Source organism: Klebsiella sp. C283, from assembly GCF_048822555.1.
Taxonomy (GTDB): Bacteria; Pseudomonadota; Gammaproteobacteria; order Enterobacterales; family Enterobacteriaceae; genus Klebsiella; species Klebsiella quasipneumoniae.
Genome location: NZ_JBMEZS010000001.1, coordinates 615,587 through 635,748, shown reverse-complemented (window position 1 = coordinate 635,748; position 20,162 = coordinate 615,587). Strand labels below are relative to the sequence as shown.

Genomic DNA, 20,162 nt, shown 5'->3' with positions numbered 1-20,162 from the left:
GACGTCAGCTGTGCTTAATTAAGGCTCCCGGACGGGAGCCTTTTTTATGGGAGCAGAACAATGAAACGCATGTTATTTGCCGCGGCGGTCTTGCTGGCCAGCGGCGCGGCGCTGGCGGACGAGTGCAGCAACGCCAACACCCAGACCGAAATGAATCAGTGCGCGGCCGCGCAGTATCAAGCAGCCGACAAAAAACTGAACGACACCTGGCAGCAGGCTCTGCAGCGTGCGGTGGGTAAACAGCAGACATTACTGAAGCAGGCCCAGCAGGCATGGATCGCCCTGCGCGACGCCGACTGCGCTTTCCTCGCGTCCGGAGCCGAAGGCGGCAGCATGCAGCCGATGCTGGTGAGCCAGTGCATGACCGATAAGAGCGTGGAGCGGGAATCTTTCCTCGCCTCGCTGCTGCAGTGCGAGGACGGCGATCAAAGCTGCCCGCTGCCGCCGGCCAATTAACGGACGCGAATGCCTTCGATAATCATCCGCTGGACATTATCGACCGTTTGCTCAAAAAAGGCCGCGTCCTGCAGCGTGGCGCCGGTGACCGCCTCCACCTGGGTGGCGAAGTCGGCGTAATGCTGGGTAGTGGCCCAGATCATAAAGATTAAATGCTGCGGATCGACCGGCGCCAGCTTGCCGCGGTCGATCCAACCGGAAACAATCGCCGATTTCTCATCGACCAGCGCTTTCAGATCCCCGGTCAGTTCGCCCATCAGCAGCGGCGCGCCCTGCAACATCTCAAGGCAGAAGAGCTTCGAGGCCTGGGGGTGATCGCGGGACACCTCCAGCTTCAGGCGAATATACTCGCGGATCGCCACCAGCGGGCTGATATCCTCGCGAAAGGCCTTCAGCGGCGCCAGCCAGATGGCGAGGATCTGCTGCAGAACGGCCACGTACAGCGCCTCTTTCGAAGGGTAGTAATAGAGCAGATTGGTTTTCGACACCCCGGCGCGCTCAGCCACCTGGTCCAGCCGCGTACCGTGAATACCAAATTGCGAAAATGCCTCCAGCGCGGCGGCCAGAATGGCCTCCTTTTTGGCGCTGACCGCTTGTGAACGTTTGCCGTTTTTCTTCACCGCGCCCTGTGCCATACATCCTCTCCTTCAGTTGACGCCACCAGCATAGCAAAAGCCCTTCGCCGACACGACCCCATGCACCCTGATTGCGCATGACTGCCGTTTTTTCGTGCACTGATTTTGACCATCCAGTCCACTTTTTTATCGTCCTTTTTAGCAACCCAATAGCAACACATTAATAACATTAGCATTTATAAAACTGGCATTGCGTTTGCTTTACCTCTTCTGCGAGGTGGTCCAGGGAGAGGCAGGATGCCGCGCCACCGCAACCCATCTTCCATGACTGTAGAGAGGTAGGTATGAAAATTGGTGTTTTCGTTCCCATTGGCAACAACGGCTGGCTGATCTCCACCCATGCCCCGCAGTATATGCCGACCTTCGAACTGAATAAGGCTATCGTACAGAAAGCCGAGCACTACCATTTCGACTTCGCGCTCTCCATGATCAAGCTGCGCGGCTTCGGCGGGAAAACCGAATTCTGGGATCACAACCTGGAGTCCTTCACCCTGATGGCCGGCCTGGCCGCGGTGACCTCGAAGATCCAGATCTACGCCACCGCCGCCACCCTCACGCTGCCGCCGGCGATCGTCGCCCGGATGGCCTCCACCATCGACTCCATCTCCGGCGGCCGGTTTGGCGTCAATCTGGTGACCGGCTGGCAAAAACCGGAATATGACCAGATGGGCATGTGGCCGGGGGATGACTATTTCGCCAGCCGCTATGACTATCTCACCGAATACGTTCAGGTGCTCCGCGACCTGTGGGGCACCGGGCGCAGCGATTTCAAAGGCGACTACTTCACCATGAACGACTGCCGGGTCAGCCCTCGCCCTTCGCAGCCGATGAAGGTGATCTGCGCCGGGCAGAGTGACGCCGGCATGGCCTTCTCCGCCCAGCACGCCGACTATAACTTCTGCTTTGGCAAAGGGGTCAACACGCCAACGGCCTTCGCGCCGACCGCGGCGCGTATGATGCAGGCGGCGGAAAAAACCGGCCGTGACGTAGGCTCCTATGTGCTGTTCATGGTGATCGCTGACGAAACCGACGAAGCGGCGCGCGCCAAATGGGAGCACTACAAAGCGGGCGCCGATGAAGAAGCGCTGGCGTGGCTCACCGAGCAGAGTCAGAAAGACACCCGCTCCGGCAGCGATACCAACGTGCGCCAGATGGCCGACCCCACCTCGGCGGTCAATATCAACATGGGCACCCTTGTCGGATCCTATGCCAGCGTCGCCCGTATGCTTGATGAAGTCGCGAGCGTGCCCGGTACCGACGGCGTGCTGCTGACCTTTGATGATTTTCTTGCCGGCATCGACGCTTTTGGCGAACGCATTCAGCCGCTGATGCGCTGCCGGGACCATATTGCTCCTGTTACCCGTGAGGTGGCCTGATGATTACCCTTCCCGCTCGCCCGGAATCCCTGACCTTCGCGCCGCAGCAGAGCGCGCTGATTGTTGTCGACATGCAGAACGCCTACGCCAGCCTCGGCGGTTATCTGGATCTCGCCGGATTTGACGTCTCCGCCACCCGGCCGGTTATCGACAATATTAATACCGCCGTCGCCGCCGCCCGCGCCGCGGGCATGCTGATTATCTGGTTCCAGAACGGCTGGGATGACCAGTATGTTGAAGCCGGCGGCCCGGGCTCGCCGAACTACCATAAGTCCAACGCGCTGAAAACGATGCGTCAGCGCCCGGAACTGCAGGGCAAGCTGCTGGCGAAAGGCGGCTGGGATTATCAGCTGGTGGACGAGCTGACGCCGCAGGAAGGCGACATCGTGTTGCCGAAACCGCGCTACAGCGGCTTCTTTAACACTCCGCTCGACAGCATTTTGCGCAGCCGCGGCATCCGTCATCTGGTGTTCACCGGGATCGCCACCAACGTCTGCGTCGAATCGACGCTGCGCGATGGTTTCTTCCTCGAATACTTCGGCGTGGTGCTGGAGGATGCTACCCATCAGGCCGGACCGGCCTTCGCCCAGCAGGCGGCGCTGTTCAATATAGAAACCTTTTTCGGCTGGGTCAGCGATGTCGAGAGCTTCTGCCGCGCGCTGTCCCCTGCCACCCCGCTGTCTTTAGCCCAGGAGAAACGTTATGCCTAAACAGGTGATTATTCCGCCAGGCACCACCACGCCGATTGCCCCCTTTGTTCCGGGGACGCTCGCCGATGGCGTGATCTACGTCTCCGGCACTCTGCCGTTTGATAAGCAAAACAATGTGGTGCACATCGGCGACCCAAAGGCGCAAACCCGCCACGTGCTGGAGACCATCAAGAGCGTTATCGAAACGGCGGGCGGGAGTATGGCGGATGTGACTTTCAACAGCATCTTTATCACCGACTGGACAAATTACGCCGCGATTAACGAGGTTTACGCCGAGTTCTTCCCCGGCGATAAACCCGCGCGCTTCTGCATTCAGTGCGGGCTGGTGAAGCCCGATGCGCTGGTGGAAATCGCCAGCGTCGCCCATATCGGCACCCCGACATGATGAGGCTCAATATTGCTCCGGCCCCATGGCCCGGCGCGCCGGTGGTGGTCCTCAGCGCAGGTCTGGGCGGCGGCGGCGGCTACTGGCTGGCGCAGCGCGCGGCGCTGGAGGAACAGTATCAGCTGGTGAGTTATGACCATAACGGGACCGGGGAGAACGCCGGTCCGCTGCCCGCCGACTACAGCATGGCGACGATGGCCGGGGAGCTGTTCAGCGCTCTGCAGGCGGCGGGGATCGCCCGCTTCGCGCTGGTGGGCCACGCGCTGGGGGCGCTGATTGGCCTGCAGCTGGCGCTCGATCGCCCCGAGGCGGTGAGCGCCCTGGTGCTGGTCAACGGCTGGCTGTCGCTGTCGCCGCACACCCGCCGCTGCTTCCTGGTGCGCGAGCGTCTGCTGCATGCCGGCGGCGCGCAGGCGTGGGTCGAAGCGCAGCCGCTGTTTCTCTACCCGGCGGAATGGATGGCCGCGCGCCTGCCGCGCCTCGAAGCCGAAGATGCGCTTGCCATTAGCCATTTTCAGGGCAAGGAGAACCTGCTGAAGCGGCTGCAGGCCCTGAAGCAGGCTGATTTTTCCCGTCGCGCGGCGGCCATCGCCTGCCCGACGCTGATGGTTAGCGCCGCTGACGACCTGCTGGTCCCGGCCTCCTGCTCCCGCGTGCTGCAGACGGCGATCCCCGGCAGCCAGCGCGTGGAAATGCCGTGGGGCGGGCATGCCTGCAACGTCACCGACGCCGATACCTTTAATACCATTTTACGCGACGGGCTGGCCGCTATGCTGCCGGTCGCCAGGGAGATCCGATGAACGACGCGATAAACCAGACGGCCTGCGAGACGCTGTTTACCCAGGCCCGGACCCACAACGGCTGGCTGGATAAGCCAGTGAGCGATGCGCAGCTGCAGGCAGTCTGGGACCTGATGAAAATGGGGCCGACTTCCGCCAACTGTTCGCCGGCGCGCATCGTGTTCGTGCGCAGCGCGGACGGCAAAGAGAAGCTCCGCCCGACGCTCTCCAGCGGCAATCTGAAGAAAACCATGCAGGCGCCGGTGACCGCCATCGTGGCGTGGGACAGCGCCTTTTACGACCGGCTACCGACCCTGTTTCCCCACGGCGATGCCCGCAGCTGGTTCACCTCCAGCCCGCAGCTGGCGGAAGAGACCGCGTTTCGCAACAGCTCCCTGCAGGCGGCGTATCTGATTTTCGCCTGCCGGGCTTTGGGACTCGACACCGGGCCGATGTCCGGTTTCGATCGGGAAAAAGTCGATGCCGCGTTTTTCGCCGACAACGGCTGGAAAAGCAACCTGCTGGTGAACATCGGCTATGGCGACCCCGGCAAACTGTATGGCCGCCTGCCGCGTCTGTCCTTTGATGAAGCCTGCCTGCTGGCATAAGGAGTTGGCGATGAAGTTAGCGGACAAAGAGAGTTTTCGTGACGCCATGGCCCGCGTCGGCGCCGCGGTTAACATTATTACCACCGATGGCCCGGCGGGCCGGGCGGGCTTTACCGCCAGCGCGGTCTGCAGCGTGACCGACACCCCGCCGACCCTGTTGGTCTGTCTGAACCGCTCAGCCTCCGTGTGGCCGGTGTTCAGCGAACACCACACGCTGTGCGTCAATACTCTGGCGGCGGGACAGGAGGCGCTGTCAACGCTGTTTGGCGGTAAAACGGCGATGGACGAGCGCTTTGCCGCCGCCGACTGGCAGACCGGCGCCACCGGCTGCCCGCGGCTGGAGGCGGCGCTGGTCAGCTTTGACTGCCGCATCGACCAGCGCGTCAGCGTCGGCACGCACGACATTCTGTTTTGTCACGTCGTGGCCATTTCCCGTCACCCGGAACCCCGGGGTCTGATGTGGTTTGACCGCGGCTATCACACGCTTATGCGACCCGCTTGTTAACCTTTAACCCGGGATATCATCATGGCACTCTTCGATTTTCCTCGCTGGAAGCTGACCTCCCCCGCCGCCGAATCCGGCGTTGTCGCGCCCGATGAACGCTTATCGGCCGGGCAAACGCTGGTGATGGGCGTGCAGCACGCCGTTGCGATGTTCGGCGCGACGGTGCTGATGCCGTTGTTGATGGGGCTCGACCCGAACCTGTCCATACTGATGTCGGGGGTCGGCACCCTGCTGTTCTTTGTCGTCACCGGCGGACGGGTGCCGAGCTATCTCGGCTCCAGCGCCGCCTTTGTCGGGGTGGTGATCGCCATTACCGGCTTTAACGGCCAGGGACTCAACCCTCACCTCAGCGTCGCCCTTGGCGGGATCATCGCCTGCGGGCTGGTCTATACCCTGATCGGTCTGGTGGTAATGAAGATCGGCACCCGCTGGATCGAGCGCCTGATGCCGCCGGTGGTGACCGGGGCGGTGGTGATGGCTATCGGCCTGAACCTGGCGCCGATTGCCGTGCGCAGCGTCTCCGCCAGCGCCTTCGACAGCTGGATGGCGGTGTTAACCGTGCTCTGTATCGGCATAGTCGCGGTATTTACCCGCGGAATGCTGCAGCGTCTGCTGATCCTGGTCGGCCTGATCGTCGCCTGCGCGCTGTACGCCCTGCTGGCTAACGGCTTTGGCCTCGGCAAACCGCTGGACTTCTCTCCCCTCGCCCAGGCGGCGTGGTTCGGGCTGCCGCACTTTACCACCCCATCCTTTAACGGCCAGGCGATGATGTTGATTACCCCGGTCGCGGTGATCCTGGTGGCCGAGAACCTCGGGCACCTGAAGGCCGTCGCCGGGATGACCGGGCGCAATATGGATCCGTACATGGGGCGCGCCTTCGTCGGCGATGGTCTGGCGACCATGCTCTCCGGCTCGGTCGGCGGCAGCGGGGTCACGACCTATGCGGAGAACATCGGCGTCATGGCGGTGACCAAGGTCTACTCGACGCTGGTGTTTGTCGCCGCGGCGCTGATTGCCATGCTGCTGGGCTTCTCGCCGAAATTCGGCGCATTAATCCACACCATTCCCGGGCCGGTGATCGGCGGCGCCTCGATCGTGGTCTTTGGCCTGATCGCCGTCGCCGGGGCGCGGATCTGGGTGCAAAACCGCGTCGACCTCAGCCAGAACAGCAATCTGATCATGGTGTCTGTGACCCTGGTGCTGGGCGCCGGCGATTTCGCGCTGTCGCTGGGCGGCTTTACGCTGGGCGGGATTGGTACCGCCACCTTCGGGGCGATCCTGCTGCACGCGCTGCTTCATCGCGGGACGCGTGAGGCGAAGGAGGCCAGGGTAACGCCGGTTTAAGCCACATTAGCGCGGCGTTGGCGCAGGGAGCGGGTGGGCCGGATAAGGCATTTATACCGCCATCCGGCCTGCAGGGAACGTCTCAGCGATGTTGAGGCCGTCAGCACCGGCAGTTTCAGCAACAATGGTGAATAAATTAACGACAGGTCGTATGAACGTAGGCCGGGTAAGGCGCAGCCGCCACCCGGCGAAATAACGGTACAACCGAATATTTCCCTGCTCGCGCTGCGCTTAGCAGGGCTACAACTTCTATGTTAATGCCGGGCAGATGGCGCTCCCGGTTAATTTTCTGCGTTATGTCTGGCTTGGCGCAGGGAGCGCACAGGGGGCGGCCAGTCGCCGCCGCCCCCTGTACCCCCGGGCTCCGGCCAGCAAAATCGCCACTGCGTGGTCCCTTCGACTTATCCCTGCAGGCTTCGGGTCGGGCCGAGGCAGCGTCCCTGCAAAACACGGCCCTCAGCCCGCATCCATGCGGGCTGCCCCGGCCTTCCGGGAACGTCTCAGCGATTTTGAGGCCGCCAGCACCGGCAGTTTCAGTCGCGCAAGTGGTTAAATTAATAACAGGTCGTACGGACGTAGGCCGGGTAAGGCGCAACCGCCACCCGGCATAAAAGCGACGCCGTGCCTGATGCCATCGCCCGGCGGCTCTGCGCTTGCGCGGGCCTACAGACAATCAGAGCCGGACGAGTACCAGCCAGAATAAGCGCCGCTGCCGGGGCACAAGGAAAGATTACGGCTCGCGACGATCGGCCAGGTCCGGGAGCGGCTGCGCATCGTTATTCGTTGACATCTGCGGCGGCGGTTTGCGCTTCCACTTCAGCTCGCTCACCAGCACTCCCGCGAGGATAAAGACGCAGCCGAGGAGGGCCAGCAGCGGCAGACGCTCACCGGCCAACCGGCCAAAAATACCGGCCCACACCGGTTCGCCGGTATAGATCAGCGTGGCCCGCGTCGGCGAGACGCTGCGCTGCGCCCAGTTCATGGTCACCTGAATGATCGCGCTGAAAATGCCCAGCCCCAGCGCCACGCCGAGCAGCGCCGGCGTCAACGGCGGCACTGACTCACCGGCCGGCTTCATGGCGGCGAAAGCCACCAGCGACGCGGTCGCCAGCTGCACCACCGTCACCCGCCGAACATCCACTTTCCCGGCCCAGGCGCTGATAAGGATAATCTCCGCGGCAATCGCCAGCGCGCTCGCCAGCGTGATCATCTCCCCCACGCCAAGCGCCAGCAGATTGTTTTCCGGCCCGGCCAGCAGGATCAAACCGATAAAGGCCAGCACAATCCCCACGCAGGACATCACCCCCGGCATACGACCCAGGCACAGCCACTGCAGCAGCGGCACCAGCGGCACATACATCGCCGTGATAAAGGCAGACTTACTGCTGGAGATCGACTGCAGTCCCCAGGTCTGCAGCCCATACCCCAGCGCAATCGCCACGCCAATCGCCACCCCCGCCTTCACCTCCAGCCATGTCATACCGTGCAGGGTGCGCAGCGAGAGCAGACCCACCGCCAGCGCGGCGGTCGCGAAACGCAGGCCGACAAAAAACAGCGGCCCGCTGAGGCTGACCGCATACTGCACGGCAAGGAAGGTCCCTCCCCAGAACATGGTGATCAAGATAAGGAGCGCTTCCTGGCGGCTAACGGAGAATTTTAACGAAGACATAAAACAGCCATGACGATTAACGGGCGACCAGTGTGCAATCGGCCCGGCGGGAGCGCAACCTCTGGCAGCTAAAAAAAAAACCGCCGGCTGATGCCGGCGGCGAGGGCGATGCGGTTGGGTCGGGGAGATTAACACCGCATCAAAGAGAACAGTGCGAGTCGCGCGTTAACTCTCACGACTACCGTGACTGTTTTTACCCCCTTTTTTACCAGCCTCTGAGGCGCGCTGAGGGTCATTTTTAAAATTCCCCCCGCTATGCTGGCCACCTTTACGTCCTGCTTCTGATGCTCTTTCACGGTCCTCAGCAAAGTTGCCAGAACCGCCACGATGGTTTGCCATTACTGACCTCCATTAGGTTAGACATCATAGTGCATTACGCGGGAGCGGCGACGCCGCTGTCCTGCCGCGTATCTATAAGGTTAGTGAATGACTGCCGCTGACGATGGCAAATGTCACATTCAGAAACAAAGCCTGGCGAAAAAAATCCCCTCGCGGCGCGTGATGGCGCTAACCTCCTCTGCTGACGAAGAAAAAATAGTTAGCGAAAATGTATCCTGATGCTACATCCTCGCCGCACCGGCCAGAATGGCGGAGGCATCGCTTCCCGCTTCTCCGCCGCTCAGGCCGCGCTGCGCAAGGAAAAGTAAATAATGCTTTGTCATTTTGTTATAAATCAAATAAATGCCCGTTGGATTTGCACTCTTCGGCAGAGGCTTTATCTTTAAAGGTACCAGCTATTTGGCTGGCTTATAATGCAACCGAGGAGTGATGGAAATGGCTAAAATTCTGGTGCTTTATTATTCCATGTATGGACACATTGAAACCATGGCTCACGCCGTCGCCGATGGGGCGAACCGGGTGGACGGCGTTGAGGTGGTTGTGAAGCGCGTGCCGGAAACCATGCAGGCAGAAGCGTTTGCCAAAGCAGGCGGTAAAACGCAAAACGCGCCTGTCGCTACGCCGCAGGAACTGGCTGAGTATGACGCCATCATCTTTGGTACCCCGACTCGTTTCGGCAATATGTCCGGACAAATGCGCACCTTCCTCGATCAGACCGGCGGCCTGTGGGCATCCGGCGCGCTGTATGGCAAGATCGCCAGCGTATTCAGCTCAACCGGCACCGGCGGCGGCCAGGAACAAACCATTACCTCCACCTGGACGACGCTGGCCCACCACGGCATGATCATCGTGCCGATCGGCTACGGCGCCCAGGAGCTGTTCGATATCTCCCAGGTCCGCGGCGGGACGCCTTATGGCGCAACCACTATTGCCGGCGGCGACGGCTCGCGTCAGCCAAGCGAGGAAGAGTTAGCCATCGCCCGCTATCAGGGTGAACATGTCGCCAAACTGGCCGTTAAACTGCACGGCTAATCTTCCGCAGGAGGAGCACTATGCCAACTCAAGAAGCAAAAGCACATCGCGTCGGCGAATGGGCAAGTTTACGTAACACCTCGCCGGAGATCGCCGAGGCGATTTTCGAAGTCGCCCACTATGATGAAAAACTGGCGGAGCAAATCTGGGAGGAAGGCAGCGACGAAGTGCTGGCGCTGGCCTTTGCCAAAACCGATAAAGATGCGCTGTTCTGGGGTGAACAGACGATTGAGCGTAAAAACGTCTAGGACGTTTATCCCTGCCGAGTCTCACCCTAACCTGCTAAAAAACCCGGATTGCTCCGGGTTTTTTCGTTATTTCGCCGCCTCGTTGATCACCTTTTTAAAGGTCTCCAGCGGACAGAAACCCTGGTCATCGACCGGGCAGCCGTTAAGCGCCAGCGTGACCCGCTGCGGCGGGGTCTGCAACGTCAATGGGTCGGCATTACGCAGCTGCTCGGTGCTCTGGTAGACATACTCAATCTTCATCAGATCGCGGTTGCTGCCGCTGTCGTGCCAGCGTTGAAACAGCAGTTTGCCGCCGATAGGCGTGCGCTCATACTGGCCGGGCAGTTGATAGGGCTTAAAGTCCAGCGCCGTCAGCAGCGAGGCAATATTCGAGTCGTGTCCCACCAGCAGCGTGACTTTCGCCTTGCTGGCCCCCTCGCCCACCAGCGCGTTATCGATATAGTTGACCAGCGGCTTGGCCACGTTTTGCGCCACCGCCACCGAAGTAAACAGACTATCCTGATAGCCGTTTTTCAGCTTCGACAGCACCTGCCACTGCTTATCGCTGGTGATCTCCCCCCACGCCACCTGGTCTTTGGGGAAGCCTTCATAATATTGCAGGGTGAAGGCGTCCACCAGCGAGTTGCCCACCTTCAGCGGCCCGGACACCCCCGGCTCCTGCTGATAACCGGCGCTAAAAGTATCTTTACCCTCGCTCAGGGAACAGACCTGCTTCTCTTTGCAGGAGGGCGAGTTGCGGTAATCGATCATCGTCTCCAGCAGCTTGTAACTCTCGGTCAACTGCAACCCCTGGCGCTCTTTTTCCATCGCCTGCAGCGCTTTCTCACGAAACGCCGGGGAGTCGTCGGTGATAACCGGGTTGAAGGTCGGGTCCATGGTGCCCATCTGCGGCTGATGATGCACCGCAATGCCGCAGCCCGGGAACGCGCCGGTGATAAAGAACTGCGCGGTGGCGACGGTGCGCTGCAGGCTGTTAGCGTAGGCGTAAACAGCGTTTTCCGGCGGGCACTCGCCGCTGGTCACCAGCTTCTGCTGCGCCAGCCATTCGCGCATATAGTGGCCCATATACACCTCCAGCACGCCACCCTTGGTGGTCAGCTGGCCGCCCGGCACATCCCATTGCGGCCAGGCTTTGGCGGTGGACTGCTCCAGCACGCTACCGTTATTGGCCAGCGGCGCGCGCAGGTTGTGACGACTCATGATCAGCACCTGCTGCAGCTGATACCCCTCCGGGGCGGCCGTGTCCTGCGCCAGAGCGCCGGCGGATAACATGACCGCGCCGGCTACGGCGGCGGCGAGTAGACGTTTTTTCATCCCTTCATCCTTAGTCATTTATTATCATCGGGTTAATTGTGACGGATTTATGCCATTTTTCCTGGCATTCGCTCGCAAACTTAGACCGCCGCCGAAAATTTCCTCTGCCGACCAAATAGTTTTATAATGAAACAACTAACCCGGAGGCTTTCGTGAAACGTACCCGTCTTGAAAACAGCTGCTGTCCTGTCGCCCGCTCCCTCGACGTTATCGGTGACTGGTGGTCGCTGCTTATCGTCCGCGATGCCCTGCGCGGGGCGTGCCGTTTTAGTGAATTCCAGAAAAACCTCGGCATTGCCAAAAATATGCTCGCCGGACGCCTGAAAATGCTGGTGGATGAAGGCATCCTGCGTCTGCAGCCGGCCTCCGACGGCAGCGCCTGGCAGGAGTACGTCCTGACGGATAAGGGCCGCGCCCTGCAGACCGTGCTGGTTGCCCTTTCCCAGTGGGCGGATGACTATCTGTTCGATCCTGACGAACCGGCAACCCGGCTCATTGACCGCCAGCAGCGCCAGCCCCTGCGTAAACTGGTCCTGCAGTCGGCGGATGGCCGTGAGCTGGCCCCGGCGGATATCACCATCGCCGTTCCGCTGAACGACTAATCGCTGCCCGCGGCAGGCAAAAATAAAAAAAGCCCGGCAAAATGGTTGCATTATTAAACCAAGTATCTCATGCTGAATTTGGTTTAATAATGCAACCTTTTAAGAGGCAATACTCATGTCCCAGTCATCGCACACTGCTTTTATCACCGGCGCTTCCTCAGGTATCGGCGCGATCTATGCCGAACGACTCGCCGCTCGCGGCTACGATCTGATCCTCGCCGCCCGCCGTGAAGATCGGCTGCAGGCGCTCGCCGGGCAGCTGCAGGCGCGCTACGCCATCCGGGCCAGCATCGTCAAGGCCGACCTGAGCGAGGAGCAAGGCATTGAAGCCGTGGAGCAGCGTCTGCAGCACGATCCCGCCATTGACCTGTTCATCAACAACGCCGGCACGGCAAAAATGGCGGGCTTTCTCGCCAGTACGCCGCGCGAGCACCAGGCGATTCATACGCTCAACACCACCGCGCTCCTGCGCCTGAGCTATGCCGCGCTGGCCGCTTTCGCTCCCCGGGGCCGCGGAACGCTGATCAATATTGCCTCTATTCTTGCGCTGCATACGCTGCCGGGCAGCGCGGTCTACAGCGCCAGCAAAGCGTGGGTGTTGAGCTTTACCCGTGGCCTGCAGGATGAGTTTGCCGACAGCGGCGTGCGTATTCAGGCGGTATTGCCGGCGGCGACCGCCACCGATCTGTGGCCGACCTCCGGCGTGGCGCTGGACGCCCTGCCCACCGGTACGGTCATGACCACCGAGGATCTGGTTGACGCCGCCCTCAGAGGACTGGAGATGGGGGAAAAGGTCACCTTACCGCCCGTGCATGACCTGGGATTGTGGGAGGCTTTCGAGCAGACGCGACTGGCGCTGTTTACCAGCGCGCGAACCGGGCAACCGGCGCCGCGATATCGCTAACTCACTCCGGCAGTGGAACCGCCGCCAGGGTACAGATCGCCTCGTGCTCGCCGCCGCGGCGATCGGTGATCACCACCTTATCGCCCGCTTTTTTACCTTCACACGGTTTCAGGACCTGCTCCACGATCCGCTCGCGGATCGCCTGACGTTCATTTTCAGCCTGACTGGCGAAGGCCGTCAGCGCCAGCGCCACACCCAGCAGGCTGAGGGTTTTCTTATACATGTCTTGCTCTCAGATCATTCTAATTCGCGTTCAGCGTAACCCGCTGCTGGCCGCACTTCTGTAAAATCACTTAACGGAGTGTTACGCCCTTTCAGCTGAAACCCAGGCTGTCACATTCCTGCGGGAAATATTTTATCACAACCCCTGCGGCGGATATTCCCGCGATGAGGCGTCATCTTTCAGACATATCCCGATGTTATCTTCAACTGAGCCCTGTATCTTTTTCCCTTTCTAAACAGAATTTTAGGTTGGTCTATGTCGGGTCTTATTCTCTTTATCGTCGCGGTGGCGCTGCTGGGCGTCGCCATCTACAGTCTGGTGTCGTACCTCAAAGAGCGGCGCGCCAGTCAGTTACCTGTCCATAAAAAGAAGAAATAATACCTTCCGTTCTCCGCCGTTTTCTGCTGATTTCTTTACCATCCTGTACTGTCCCTTACCGATGCCATAACAAAGGCAGGCCTGCGGGCCTGCCTTTGTTCGGTTTCTGCGTCAGGCTCTAGGACTCCCAGGCCTGCTCCGCCTTGGCGGCATCGAACTGCGGCGGCGGTTTACGGAAGCGACGGGTCAGATAAGCCAGATACAGCAGACCAAGCGCCGCCCAGACCAGACCGAGCGTCAGGGAAGTGGCCTCGAGGTTGATCCACAGCACCCCTACCGTCAACGCCCCGACCATCGGCAGTAGCAGATAGTGCAGTCGATCCTTCCAGGTTTTGTTGTACCCTTTGCGCCGCCAGAAGTGGTTGAACACCGACAGGTTAACGAAGGTGAAGGCCACCAGCGCGCCGAAGTTAATCAACGCGGTGGCGGTCACCAGGTCGAAGAACAGCGCCGACAGCGCGACAATACCCACCATAATCACGTTCAACGCCGGGGTGCGCCATTTCGGATGCACATAGCCGAAAATGCGCTCCGGGAAGACGTTATCCCGGCCCATCACGTACAGCAGACGGGAGACGCTGGCATGGGACGCCAGGCCGGACGCCAGGGTGTTAACAAAGGTGGTGCAGAGGAAAATTGACTGGAACAGCTTGCCGCCCACGTACAGCGCAATCTCCGGCAGCGCGGCGTCCGGGTCTTTAAAGCGATGAATATCCGGGAAAAACAGCTGCATAAAGAACGACGCGACGATGAAAATAATGCCGCCGTACATCGCGGTGAGAAAAATCGCCTTCGGGATCACCCGCGCGGCGTCAGGCGTCTCTTCCGACAGCGTGGTCACCGCGTCGAAACCGAGAAACGAAAAGCAGACGATGGTCGCCCCGGTAATAATCGGGATCAGATGCGCATTCTGGCTGATAAACGGCTGCAGCGACCAGACGGTCCCTACCCCCTCGCCTTTGTGCAGCCCCTGGACCACCAGAATGACAAACACCACCATAATCGAGATCTGCACCAACACGAACAGGGTGTTGAAGTTGGCCACCAGGTTAACGCTTTTCAGGTTCGCGGCGGTAAGAATGGCGACAAAGGTCACCACCCACACCCACGGCGGTACTTCCGGGAACAGCGCCGAGAGATAGATCTTCGCCAGCAGGACGTTGATCATCGGCAGGAACAGATAATCCAGCAGCGACGACCAGCCGACCATAAAGCCGACGTGCGGGCTGATGGATTTTTGCGCGTAGGTGTAGGCGGAGCCGGCTTCCGGGAACTGGCGCACCAGTTTGCCGTAGCTGATGGCGGTGAACAGCACGCCAGCCAGCGCCAGCAAATACGACGCCGGGACGTGGCCGTTGCTGATGCCGGAGACAATGCCGAAGGTATCAAACACCGTCATCGGCGTCAGATAGGCGAGCCCCATCATCACCACTTGCCAGAGTTTGAGGGATTTACGCAGACGCGGTCTGCCCGCCTGAGCGGCGTTATGCGCAGGAAGATTAATTGCCATCGACCATTCCCCCCTTGCGGATAACAGTTTGCGGGCACAACGTTCGCGTGACAAACCTGCTTAGCAAGGGGGTAAGGCATAAATAAAAGGGTAAGACGGACCGGTGAGCGGTTGCTGGCTGGCATCCAATGCGGCCTGAGCGGCCTCCCTCTCCCTGCGGATATTTGAACATCTGCATCATCTCATTTCCTCGTCACACACTGTGTCGTTAACTGAAGCCCCGTTGCCGCCTGCGCTCCTTAACGCGACATCCGGGAAATGGCTGGGCTCCCAGCAAAAAGGACGACCAGGCTCCGCTCAGGCCGTATGATGCTACTCATGACTCAACTCATGCGCCCCTCGCGGGGCGACCATCAGGCGTTTTTCAACATCCACTCAATTTCAGTTTCTGTGATAAGACGCTCAAACTGCAATAATTCATCATGCTTGCAGGCATGGAAAACGTGGCAGAAACGCTCGCCGAGACGCTCACGCAGGTGATCGTTCTGCATAAACTCCCACAGCGCGTCGCTCTGACGGATCGGGAACGGCAGCCCTTCTTGTTCCAGGCCGTTACCTTCCACCTCTTCCTGCAAAGGCAGCTGAGGGTTATCCAGCCCGTGCAGGATACCGGCGAAAATCGCCGCCATCACCAGATACGGGTTGGCGTCCGCTCCCGCCACGCGATACTCCACGCGGTGGTTCTGCCGCTCGCCGCACGGGATCCGCAGCGCCACGGTACGGTTGTTATGGCCCCAGGAAGCCTGCGTCGGGACATACATCCCCGGCTGGAAGCGGCGATACGAGTTCACGTTCGGCGCCAGCAGCGCCATCGAGGCCGGCATCAGATCGATCATCCCGGCCAGCGCGCGTTTGAGCAGCGCGGAGTCTTCCCCGTCGCCGTCCACCAGCACGTTTTCCCCTTTATTGTTCAGCATGCTGATGTGGATATGCATCCCGCTGCCCGCATGCTCTTCATAAGGCTTGGCCATAAAAGTGGCGTGCATCTTATGCTTCTCCGCCATTAAACGCACGAGACGTTTTAACGCCAGCGCATCATCGCAGGCGTCCAGCACGTTATCGGTATGGTGGAGATTGATTTCAAACTGGCCCGGCGAGGCTTCGGCCACCGCGCCGTCGGCGGGGATCAGCTGCAGTTTCGCCAGCTCGTCGATGTCGTTGAGCACGTCGGCAAAGTGGTTCAGGTTATCGACCGAGTAGACCTGGCTTTGGGTGTTGCGATCGTCGGTGCCCGGCGCGCACGGCGGCTGCAGGTAGCCTTCGGCATCGCGTTTGCGGTCCAGTAAATAGAACTCCAGCTCTACCGCTACCACGGGGAACAGCCCGCGCTGGCGCAGCTGCTGCCAGAGGCGGTTGAGTACGTTCCGCGGCTCAACGTCAAAGGGAGCGCCATCTTCATCAACCATGGTCAGCTGTACCTGGGCTATCGACTGCGGATCGGCCGCTGAAGGCGTTAAGGTACCGGGCACCGGGATGCAGCTGCGATCCGGCTCGCCCATCTCCTGGCCCAGACCGGCCTCTTCCACGACGTTGCCGAGAATATCCATCGCAAACACCGAGGCCGGAAAATAACAGCCTTTCTCCAGCTTGCTCAGGCCGGCAACGGGGATGCGCTTGCCGCGGAAGCAGCCGTTCAGGTCAGTAAGGAGGACATCGACATATTGGGTATCAGGGTAGGTTTCGAGGTAGCGCTTCACTTCTTTCGCGAACGCGCTGACCCGTCTCTCTTCCGTTTGCTGAACAAAATTCTCAACTTCTACGATATTGGTTTCCATGATTCACCGCCGTTGGTTTGGTTTCGGTCCTGCACTCAGACCGTTAAATATAATGTCCACCCCATCGACTGTGTATGCAAATAAATTGTTTGTCAAATGTTAAATTAAGTTTGCAAAGGGCTATTTCCACTGCTAGATTGAGAAAATATTGAACGATATGGCCGTTAAACCCGCTATAGCGGTCATAATTTAGTCCACTTTGTGAGGGCGATCATGGAAAATATAATGTACAAGCCAGTTATTGGCGTCGTGATGTGTAGAAACAGGCTTAAGGGTCACCAGACCCAGACCTTGCAAGAAAAGTACCTGAATGCAATTGTTAACGCCGGCGGACTGCCGATCGCCCTGCCGCATGCGCTGGCGGAGCCGGAGCTGCTGAACGCGTTAGTCGATAAACTGGACGGGATATACCTGCCAGGCAGCCCCAGTAACGTGCAGCCGCACCTTTATGGTGAAAACGGCGATGAGCCTGACGCCGACCCCGGGCGTGATCTTCTGAGCATGGCGCTGATTAACGCCGCACTCGAAAGGCGCATCCCCATTTTCGCCATCTGTCGTGGACTGCAGGAACTGGTTGTCGCCACCGGTGGGACTCTGTATCGTCGTCTGTTCGAGCAGCCTGAGCTGCTGGAGCATCGCGAAGATCCTGAACTGCCCGTCGAGCAGCAGTATGCCCCGTCCCATCAGGTTGAGGTTCAGGAAGGAGGATTGCTGTCGCAATTGATACCGGGCTGCAACACGTTTTGGGTAAACTCGCTACACGGACAAGGGGCAAAAACCCTGAGTCCGCAGCTGCGCGTGGAGGCGCGAGCGCCGGATGGACTGGTGGAAGCGGTCAGCGTGAACGATCACCCTTTCGCGCTGGGCGTACAGTGGCATCCTGAATGGAACAGTAGCGAATACGCCCTGTCGCGTATGTTGTTTGATGGTTTTATCACCGCCTGTCAGGGCCATCATGCTGAAAAGCGGCGGCGCTGACCACTACCGTTAAGGAAATGCAAATATGAGCGATGACGGACTGGCGCCAGGGAAACGTCTGTCAGAGATCCGCCAACAGCTGGGTCTCTCGCAGCGTCGTGCCGCCGAACTGTCTGGGTTAACACATAGTGCCATCAGCACCATAGAGCAGGACAAAGTCAGTCCCGCCATCAGTACGCTGCAAAAGCTGCTGAAAGTCTATGGGCTGTCGCTCTCGGAATTCTTTTCTGAACCCGAAAAGCCGGACGAACCCCAGGTGGTCATTAATCAGGATGACCTTATCGAAATGGGCAGTCAGGGCGTTTCCATGAAGCTGGTTCATAACGGAAATCCGAACCGTACGCTGGCGATGATTTTTGAAACTTACCAGCCTGGAACCACGACCGGGGAGAGGATTAAGCATCAGGGTGAGGAGATAGGCACCATACTGGAGGGGGAGATCGTGCTGACCATTAACGGTCAGTCGTACCACCTGGTGGCTGGACAGAGCTATGCCATTAACACCGGCATCCCGCACAGCTTCAGCAACACCGCGGCAGGCATCTGCCGCATCATCAGTGCCCACACCCCCACCACATTCTGAATAGTTAGCCTGAACGAGGTTCAGGCTTTCTTCAGACCTGCGACGGCGGAAATTTTATTTTCGTCGCCGCGAAAAACTCGCCGTCATAACGTTTGTGCCGGAAGGGGATCCTATTTCCTGCTGGCCCTGAAATAATTAACGCCGTGAATGGCGACTCGTCCCTGAATTATTCGGCATGCAGACAACCTGCCGAAATTTAGGGCAATAAAACGGTATTCAACTCCGGGGATTCACGATGCCCTGCGCCTGGCGCAGCGCCCCCGTGCAGCCTGAAAACGCCGAAATGATTAATTTGCCGATAATGTTTTTAAGGAGTCATGATGAATTTTCAGCACCTGGCTTACTGGCAGGAAAAAGCGAAAAGCCTGGCCATTGAAACACGATTATTTATTAACGGCGAATATTGCGCCGCGGTCGATAATACCACCTTTGAAACCATTGACCCTGCCGCGCAGCAAACGTTAGCCCATGTCGCCCGCGGCAAAAAAGCCGACGTCGAGCTGGCGGTGAAGGCCGCGCGCCGGGTCTTTGATAACGGCGACTGGTCACAGGCCGCCCCCGCGCAGCGTAAAGCGGTTCTCACACGCTTCGCCGACCTGATGGAGGCCCACCGCGAAGAGCTGGCGCTGCTGGAAACGCTGGATACCGGCAAACCGATTCGCCACAGCCTGCGCGACGATATTCCCGGCGCCGCCCGCGCCATCCGCTGGTATGCCGAAGCGCTGGATAAAGTCTATGGCGAAGTGGCCCCCACCGGCAGCAACGAGCTGGCGATGATCGTCCGCGAACCGATTGGCGTCATCGCCGCGGTGGTGCCATGGAACTTCCCGCTGCTGCTGGCCTGCTGGAAGCTCGGTCCGGCGCTGGCGGCAGGCAACAGCGTGATCCTTAAGCCGTCGGAAAAATCGCCGCTCACCGCCCTGCGCCTCGCCGGGCTGGCGAAAGAGGCTGGCCTGCCGGACGGCGTGCTGAACGTGGTCAGCGGCTTTGGTCACGAGGCCGGACAGGCGCTCGCCCTGCATCCTGACGTGGAGGTCATTACCTTTACCGGCTCCACCCGCACCGGCAAGCAGCTGCTGAAAGACGCCGGCGACAGCAATATGAAGCGTGTGTGGCTGGAAGCGGGCGGTAAGAGCGCCAACATCGTCTTCGCCGACTGCCCGGATCTGCAAAAAGCGGTCAGCGCCACCGCCGGCGGCATCTTCTACAACCAGGGCCAGGTGTGCATCGCCGGCACTCGCCTGCTGCTGGAGGAGAGCATCGCCGACGAGTTCCTGGCGCGACTGAAAACCGAAGCGCAACATTGGCAGCCGGGCAACCCGCTCGACCCAAACACCACCATGGGCATGCTGATTGACAACACCCATGCCGACAGCGTGCACAGTTTTATTCGCGGCGGCGAAAGTAAAAGCACGCTGTTCCTCGACGGGCGGAAAAATCCATGGCCTGCCGCCGTCGGCCCGACCATTTTCATTGACGTCGACCCGGCTTCCACCCTCAGCCGGGAAGAGATCTTCGGCCCGGTGCTGGTGGTGACGCGATTCAAAAGCGAAGACGAGGCACTGCGGCTTGCCAACGACAGCGACTACGGCCTCGGCGCCGCGGTATGGACTCGCGATCTCTCACGCGCCCACCGCATGAGCCGCCGCCTTAAGGCCGGTTCGGTCTTCGTCAACAACTATAACGATGGTGATATGACCGTCCCCTTCGGCGGTTACAAACAGAGCGGCAACGGGCGCGATAAGTCGCTGCACGCTCTGGAAAAATTCACCGAACTGAAAACCATCTGGATTGCCCTGGAGTCTTAAT

24 protein-coding genes are annotated in these 20,162 nt (G+C 59.8%); 16 read left to right on the top strand and 8 right to left on the bottom strand.

Annotated elements, in window-relative coordinates; genetic code table 11:
* Positions 1 to 60 precede the first annotated feature (60 nt).
* A complete protein-coding gene (locus ACOI7Z_RS02935; protein WP_023289101.1) occupies positions 61 to 456 on the top strand; it encodes a lysozyme inhibitor LprI family protein in 396 nt (131 codons plus the stop codon).
* On the opposite strand, the gene rutR is transcribed toward ACOI7Z_RS02935, so the two are convergent.
* The gene (gene rutR / locus ACOI7Z_RS02930) at positions 453 to 1,091 is read right to left on the bottom strand and encodes an HTH-type transcriptional regulator RutR (protein ID WP_065881766.1); all 639 of its coding nucleotides are present in this window, start codon (positions 1,089 to 1,091) and stop codon (positions 453 to 455) included. The genes ACOI7Z_RS02935 and rutR overlap by 4 nt on opposite strands.
* Before the next feature lie 284 nt (positions 1,092 to 1,375).
* Here rutR and rutA point away from each other — a divergent pair, with 284 nt between their 5' ends.
* From rutA to rutG, 7 genes are read left to right on the top strand one after another with little or no spacing between them, the layout of a single operon-like run.
* Positions 1,376 to 2,467, top strand: a complete 1,092-nt coding sequence (gene rutA, locus ACOI7Z_RS02925) for a pyrimidine utilization protein A (protein ID WP_004204507.1) — start codon at positions 1,376 to 1,378, stop codon at positions 2,465 to 2,467.
* The gene (rutB, locus tag ACOI7Z_RS02920; RefSeq protein ID WP_044522018.1) at positions 2,467 to 3,177 is read left to right on the top strand and encodes a pyrimidine utilization protein B; all 711 of its coding nucleotides are present in this window, start codon (positions 2,467 to 2,469) and stop codon (positions 3,175 to 3,177) included. Before rutA ends, rutB begins: the two co-directional genes overlap by 1 nt.
* The gene (rutC, locus tag ACOI7Z_RS02915) at positions 3,170 to 3,562 is read left to right on the top strand and encodes a pyrimidine utilization protein C (protein WP_023289099.1); all 393 of its coding nucleotides are present in this window, start codon (positions 3,170 to 3,172) and stop codon (positions 3,560 to 3,562) included. Before rutB ends, rutC begins: the two co-directional genes overlap by 8 nt.
* A complete protein-coding gene (rutD, locus tag ACOI7Z_RS02910) occupies positions 3,559 to 4,362 on the top strand; it encodes a pyrimidine utilization protein D (RefSeq protein ID WP_023289098.1) in 804 nt (267 codons plus the stop codon). The genes rutC and rutD overlap by 4 nt, the downstream gene beginning before the upstream one ends.
* Positions 4,359 to 4,949 carry a malonic semialdehyde reductase gene (locus ACOI7Z_RS02905; protein WP_087849006.1) on the top strand — a complete coding sequence of 197 codons (591 nt, stop codon included), beginning with the start codon at positions 4,359 to 4,361 and terminating at the stop codon, positions 4,947 to 4,949. Before rutD ends, ACOI7Z_RS02905 begins: the two co-directional genes overlap by 4 nt.
* Before the next feature lie 10 nt (positions 4,950 to 4,959).
* Positions 4,960 to 5,454 (top strand): NADH-dependent FMN reductase RutF, encoded by a 495-nt coding sequence (rutF, locus tag ACOI7Z_RS02900; RefSeq protein ID WP_065805206.1) that lies wholly within the window; start codon positions 4,960 to 4,962, stop codon positions 5,452 to 5,454.
* 21 nt (positions 5,455 to 5,475) lie between these two features.
* Positions 5,476 to 6,798: a pyrimidine utilization transport protein G gene (gene rutG, locus ACOI7Z_RS02895; RefSeq protein WP_087849007.1), complete on the top strand. Its 1,323-nt coding sequence runs from the start codon at positions 5,476 to 5,478 to the stop codon at positions 6,796 to 6,798.
* A gap of 730 nt (positions 6,799 to 7,528) precedes the next feature.
* Here rutG and ACOI7Z_RS02890 read toward each other — a convergent pair.
* Together ACOI7Z_RS02890 and ACOI7Z_RS02885 are read right to left on the bottom strand one after the other, a co-directional pair.
* Entirely contained in the window at positions 7,529 to 8,467 is a 939-nt protein-coding gene (locus ACOI7Z_RS02890; protein ID WP_087849009.1) for a DMT family transporter, read from the bottom strand.
* A 165-nt stretch (positions 8,468 to 8,632) separates the two neighbouring features.
* Positions 8,633 to 8,806 carry a general stress protein gene (locus ACOI7Z_RS02885; RefSeq protein WP_002898708.1) on the bottom strand — a complete coding sequence of 58 codons (174 nt, stop codon included), beginning with the start codon at positions 8,804 to 8,806 and terminating at the stop codon, positions 8,633 to 8,635.
* Positions 8,807 to 9,241: 435 nt separating this feature from the next.
* On the opposite strand from ACOI7Z_RS02885, the gene wrbA reads away from it, so the two are divergent.
* Complete coding sequence (gene wrbA, locus ACOI7Z_RS02880) at positions 9,242 to 9,838, top strand: NAD(P)H:quinone oxidoreductase (RefSeq protein ID WP_002898704.1); 597 nt, start codon at positions 9,242 to 9,244, stop codon at positions 9,836 to 9,838.
* Positions 9,839 to 9,858: 20 nt separating this feature from the next.
* Positions 9,859 to 10,086: a YccJ family protein gene (locus ACOI7Z_RS02875; protein ID WP_008805934.1), complete on the top strand. Its 228-nt coding sequence runs from the start codon at positions 9,859 to 9,861 to the stop codon at positions 10,084 to 10,086.
* Between the two features lie 66 nt (positions 10,087 to 10,152).
* Here the strand turns inward: ACOI7Z_RS02875 and agp are convergent, their stop codons facing one another.
* On the bottom strand, positions 10,153 to 11,400 hold the full coding sequence (gene agp / locus ACOI7Z_RS02870; protein WP_077271457.1) for a bifunctional glucose-1-phosphatase/inositol phosphatase: 1,248 nt from the start codon (positions 11,398 to 11,400) through the stop codon (positions 10,153 to 10,155).
* A gap of 152 nt (positions 11,401 to 11,552) precedes the next feature.
* Here agp and ACOI7Z_RS02865 point away from each other — a divergent pair, with 152 nt between their 5' ends.
* Positions 11,553 to 12,002, top strand: coding sequence for a winged helix-turn-helix transcriptional regulator (locus tag ACOI7Z_RS02865; protein WP_048334647.1), 450 nt, complete (start codon positions 11,553 to 11,555; stop codon positions 12,000 to 12,002).
* Positions 12,003 to 12,117: 115 nt separating this feature from the next.
* Entirely contained in the window at positions 12,118 to 12,906 is a 789-nt protein-coding gene (locus ACOI7Z_RS02860; RefSeq protein ID WP_044522002.1) for an SDR family NAD(P)-dependent oxidoreductase, read from the top strand.
* 1 nt (position 12,907) lies between these two features.
* Here the strand turns inward: ACOI7Z_RS02860 and ACOI7Z_RS02855 are convergent, their stop codons facing one another.
* Positions 12,908 to 13,129 carry a hypothetical protein gene (locus tag ACOI7Z_RS02855; RefSeq protein ID WP_023289090.1) on the bottom strand — a complete coding sequence of 74 codons (222 nt, stop codon included), beginning with the start codon at positions 13,127 to 13,129 and terminating at the stop codon, positions 12,908 to 12,910.
* A gap of 255 nt (positions 13,130 to 13,384) precedes the next feature.
* On the opposite strand from ACOI7Z_RS02855, the gene ACOI7Z_RS02850 reads away from it, so the two are divergent.
* The gene (locus ACOI7Z_RS02850) at positions 13,385 to 13,507 is read left to right on the top strand and encodes a small membrane protein (RefSeq protein ID WP_002898600.1); all 123 of its coding nucleotides are present in this window, start codon (positions 13,385 to 13,387) and stop codon (positions 13,505 to 13,507) included.
* Positions 13,508 to 13,625: 118 nt separating this feature from the next.
* On the opposite strand, the gene ACOI7Z_RS02845 is transcribed toward ACOI7Z_RS02850, so the two are convergent.
* From ACOI7Z_RS02845 to ACOI7Z_RS02835, 3 genes are all read right to left on the bottom strand, one after another.
* A complete protein-coding gene (locus ACOI7Z_RS02845; RefSeq protein WP_023289089.1) occupies positions 13,626 to 15,017 on the bottom strand; it encodes an APC family permease in 1,392 nt (463 codons plus the stop codon).
* Positions 15,007 to 15,189, bottom strand: coding sequence for a hypothetical protein (locus ACOI7Z_RS02840; protein WP_418887452.1), 183 nt, complete (start codon positions 15,187 to 15,189; stop codon positions 15,007 to 15,009). The genes ACOI7Z_RS02845 and ACOI7Z_RS02840 overlap by 11 nt, the downstream gene beginning before the upstream one ends.
* Before the next feature lie 181 nt (positions 15,190 to 15,370).
* Positions 15,371 to 16,792: a glutamine synthetase family protein gene (locus ACOI7Z_RS02835; RefSeq protein WP_002898595.1), complete on the bottom strand. Its 1,422-nt coding sequence runs from the start codon at positions 16,790 to 16,792 to the stop codon at positions 15,371 to 15,373.
* A gap of 225 nt (positions 16,793 to 17,017) precedes the next feature.
* Between ACOI7Z_RS02835 and puuD the strand changes: the two genes are divergently transcribed.
* The 3 genes from puuD (at position 17,018) to puuC (ending at position 20,161) form a co-directional block, all read left to right on the top strand.
* Complete coding sequence (gene puuD, locus ACOI7Z_RS02830) at positions 17,018 to 17,770, top strand: gamma-glutamyl-gamma-aminobutyrate hydrolase (protein WP_072199196.1); 753 nt, start codon at positions 17,018 to 17,020, stop codon at positions 17,768 to 17,770.
* 25 nt (positions 17,771 to 17,795) lie between these two features.
* A complete protein-coding gene (puuR, locus tag ACOI7Z_RS02825; RefSeq protein ID WP_420701947.1) occupies positions 17,796 to 18,353 on the top strand; it encodes an HTH-type transcriptional regulator PuuR in 558 nt (185 codons plus the stop codon).
* Between the two features lie 320 nt (positions 18,354 to 18,673).
* On the top strand, positions 18,674 to 20,161 hold the full coding sequence (gene puuC / locus ACOI7Z_RS02820; protein ID WP_032455303.1) for an aldehyde dehydrogenase PuuC: 1,488 nt from the start codon (positions 18,674 to 18,676) through the stop codon (positions 20,159 to 20,161).
* Position 20,162: the final 1 nt, after the last annotated feature.

Bases quoted from the DNA above. Each gene is read 5' to 3' on its own strand.
- rutB (WP_044522018.1), top strand. From the start codon at position 2,467: ATGATTACCCTTCCCGCTCGCCCGGAATCCCTGACCTTCGCGCCGCAG.
- ACOI7Z_RS02860 (WP_044522002.1), top strand. From the start codon at position 12,118: ATGTCCCAGTCATCGCACACTGCTTTTATCACCGGCGCTTCCTCAGGT.
- wrbA (WP_002898704.1), top strand. From the start codon at position 9,242: ATGGCTAAAATTCTGGTGCTTTATTATTCCATGTATGGACACATTGAA.
- rutG (WP_087849007.1), top strand. From the start codon at position 5,476: ATGGCACTCTTCGATTTTCCTCGCTGGAAGCTGACCTCCCCCGCCGCC.
- ACOI7Z_RS02845 (WP_023289089.1), bottom strand. From the start codon at position 15,017: ATGGCAATTAATCTTCCTGCGCATAACGCCGCTCAGGCGGGCAGACCG.
- ACOI7Z_RS02855 (WP_023289090.1), bottom strand. From the start codon at position 13,129: ATGTATAAGAAAACCCTCAGCCTGCTGGGTGTGGCGCTGGCGCTGACG.
- ACOI7Z_RS02850 (WP_002898600.1), top strand. From the start codon at position 13,385: ATGTCGGGTCTTATTCTCTTTATCGTCGCGGTGGCGCTGCTGGGCGTC.
- rutA (WP_004204507.1), top strand. From the start codon at position 1,376: ATGAAAATTGGTGTTTTCGTTCCCATTGGCAACAACGGCTGGCTGATC.
- puuR (WP_420701947.1), top strand. From the start codon at position 17,796: ATGAGCGATGACGGACTGGCGCCAGGGAAACGTCTGTCAGAGATCCGC.
- ACOI7Z_RS02885 (WP_002898708.1), bottom strand. From the start codon at position 8,806: ATGGCAAACCATCGTGGCGGTTCTGGCAACTTTGCTGAGGACCGTGAA.
- puuC (WP_032455303.1), top strand. From the start codon at position 18,674: ATGAATTTTCAGCACCTGGCTTACTGGCAGGAAAAAGCGAAAAGCCTG.
- ACOI7Z_RS02835 (WP_002898595.1), bottom strand. From the start codon at position 16,792: ATGGAAACCAATATCGTAGAAGTTGAGAATTTTGTTCAGCAAACGGAA.
- ACOI7Z_RS02840 (WP_418887452.1), bottom strand. From the start codon at position 15,189: ATGTTCAAATATCCGCAGGGAGAGGGAGGCCGCTCAGGCCGCATTGGA.
- ACOI7Z_RS02935 (WP_023289101.1), top strand. From the start codon at position 61: ATGAAACGCATGTTATTTGCCGCGGCGGTCTTGCTGGCCAGCGGCGCG.
- puuD (WP_072199196.1), top strand. From the start codon at position 17,018: ATGTACAAGCCAGTTATTGGCGTCGTGATGTGTAGAAACAGGCTTAAG.
- rutF (WP_065805206.1), top strand. From the start codon at position 4,960: ATGAAGTTAGCGGACAAAGAGAGTTTTCGTGACGCCATGGCCCGCGTC.
- rutD (WP_023289098.1), top strand. From the start codon at position 3,559: ATGATGAGGCTCAATATTGCTCCGGCCCCATGGCCCGGCGCGCCGGTG.
- rutC (WP_023289099.1), top strand. From the start codon at position 3,170: ATGCCTAAACAGGTGATTATTCCGCCAGGCACCACCACGCCGATTGCC.
- ACOI7Z_RS02875 (WP_008805934.1), top strand. From the start codon at position 9,859: ATGCCAACTCAAGAAGCAAAAGCACATCGCGTCGGCGAATGGGCAAGT.
- ACOI7Z_RS02890 (WP_087849009.1), bottom strand. From the start codon at position 8,467: ATGTCTTCGTTAAAATTCTCCGTTAGCCGCCAGGAAGCGCTCCTTATC.
- rutR (WP_065881766.1), bottom strand. From the start codon at position 1,091: ATGGCACAGGGCGCGGTGAAGAAAAACGGCAAACGTTCACAAGCGGTC.
- ACOI7Z_RS02905 (WP_087849006.1), top strand. From the start codon at position 4,359: ATGAACGACGCGATAAACCAGACGGCCTGCGAGACGCTGTTTACCCAG.
- agp (WP_077271457.1), bottom strand. From the start codon at position 11,400: ATGAAAAAACGTCTACTCGCCGCCGCCGTAGCCGGCGCGGTCATGTTA.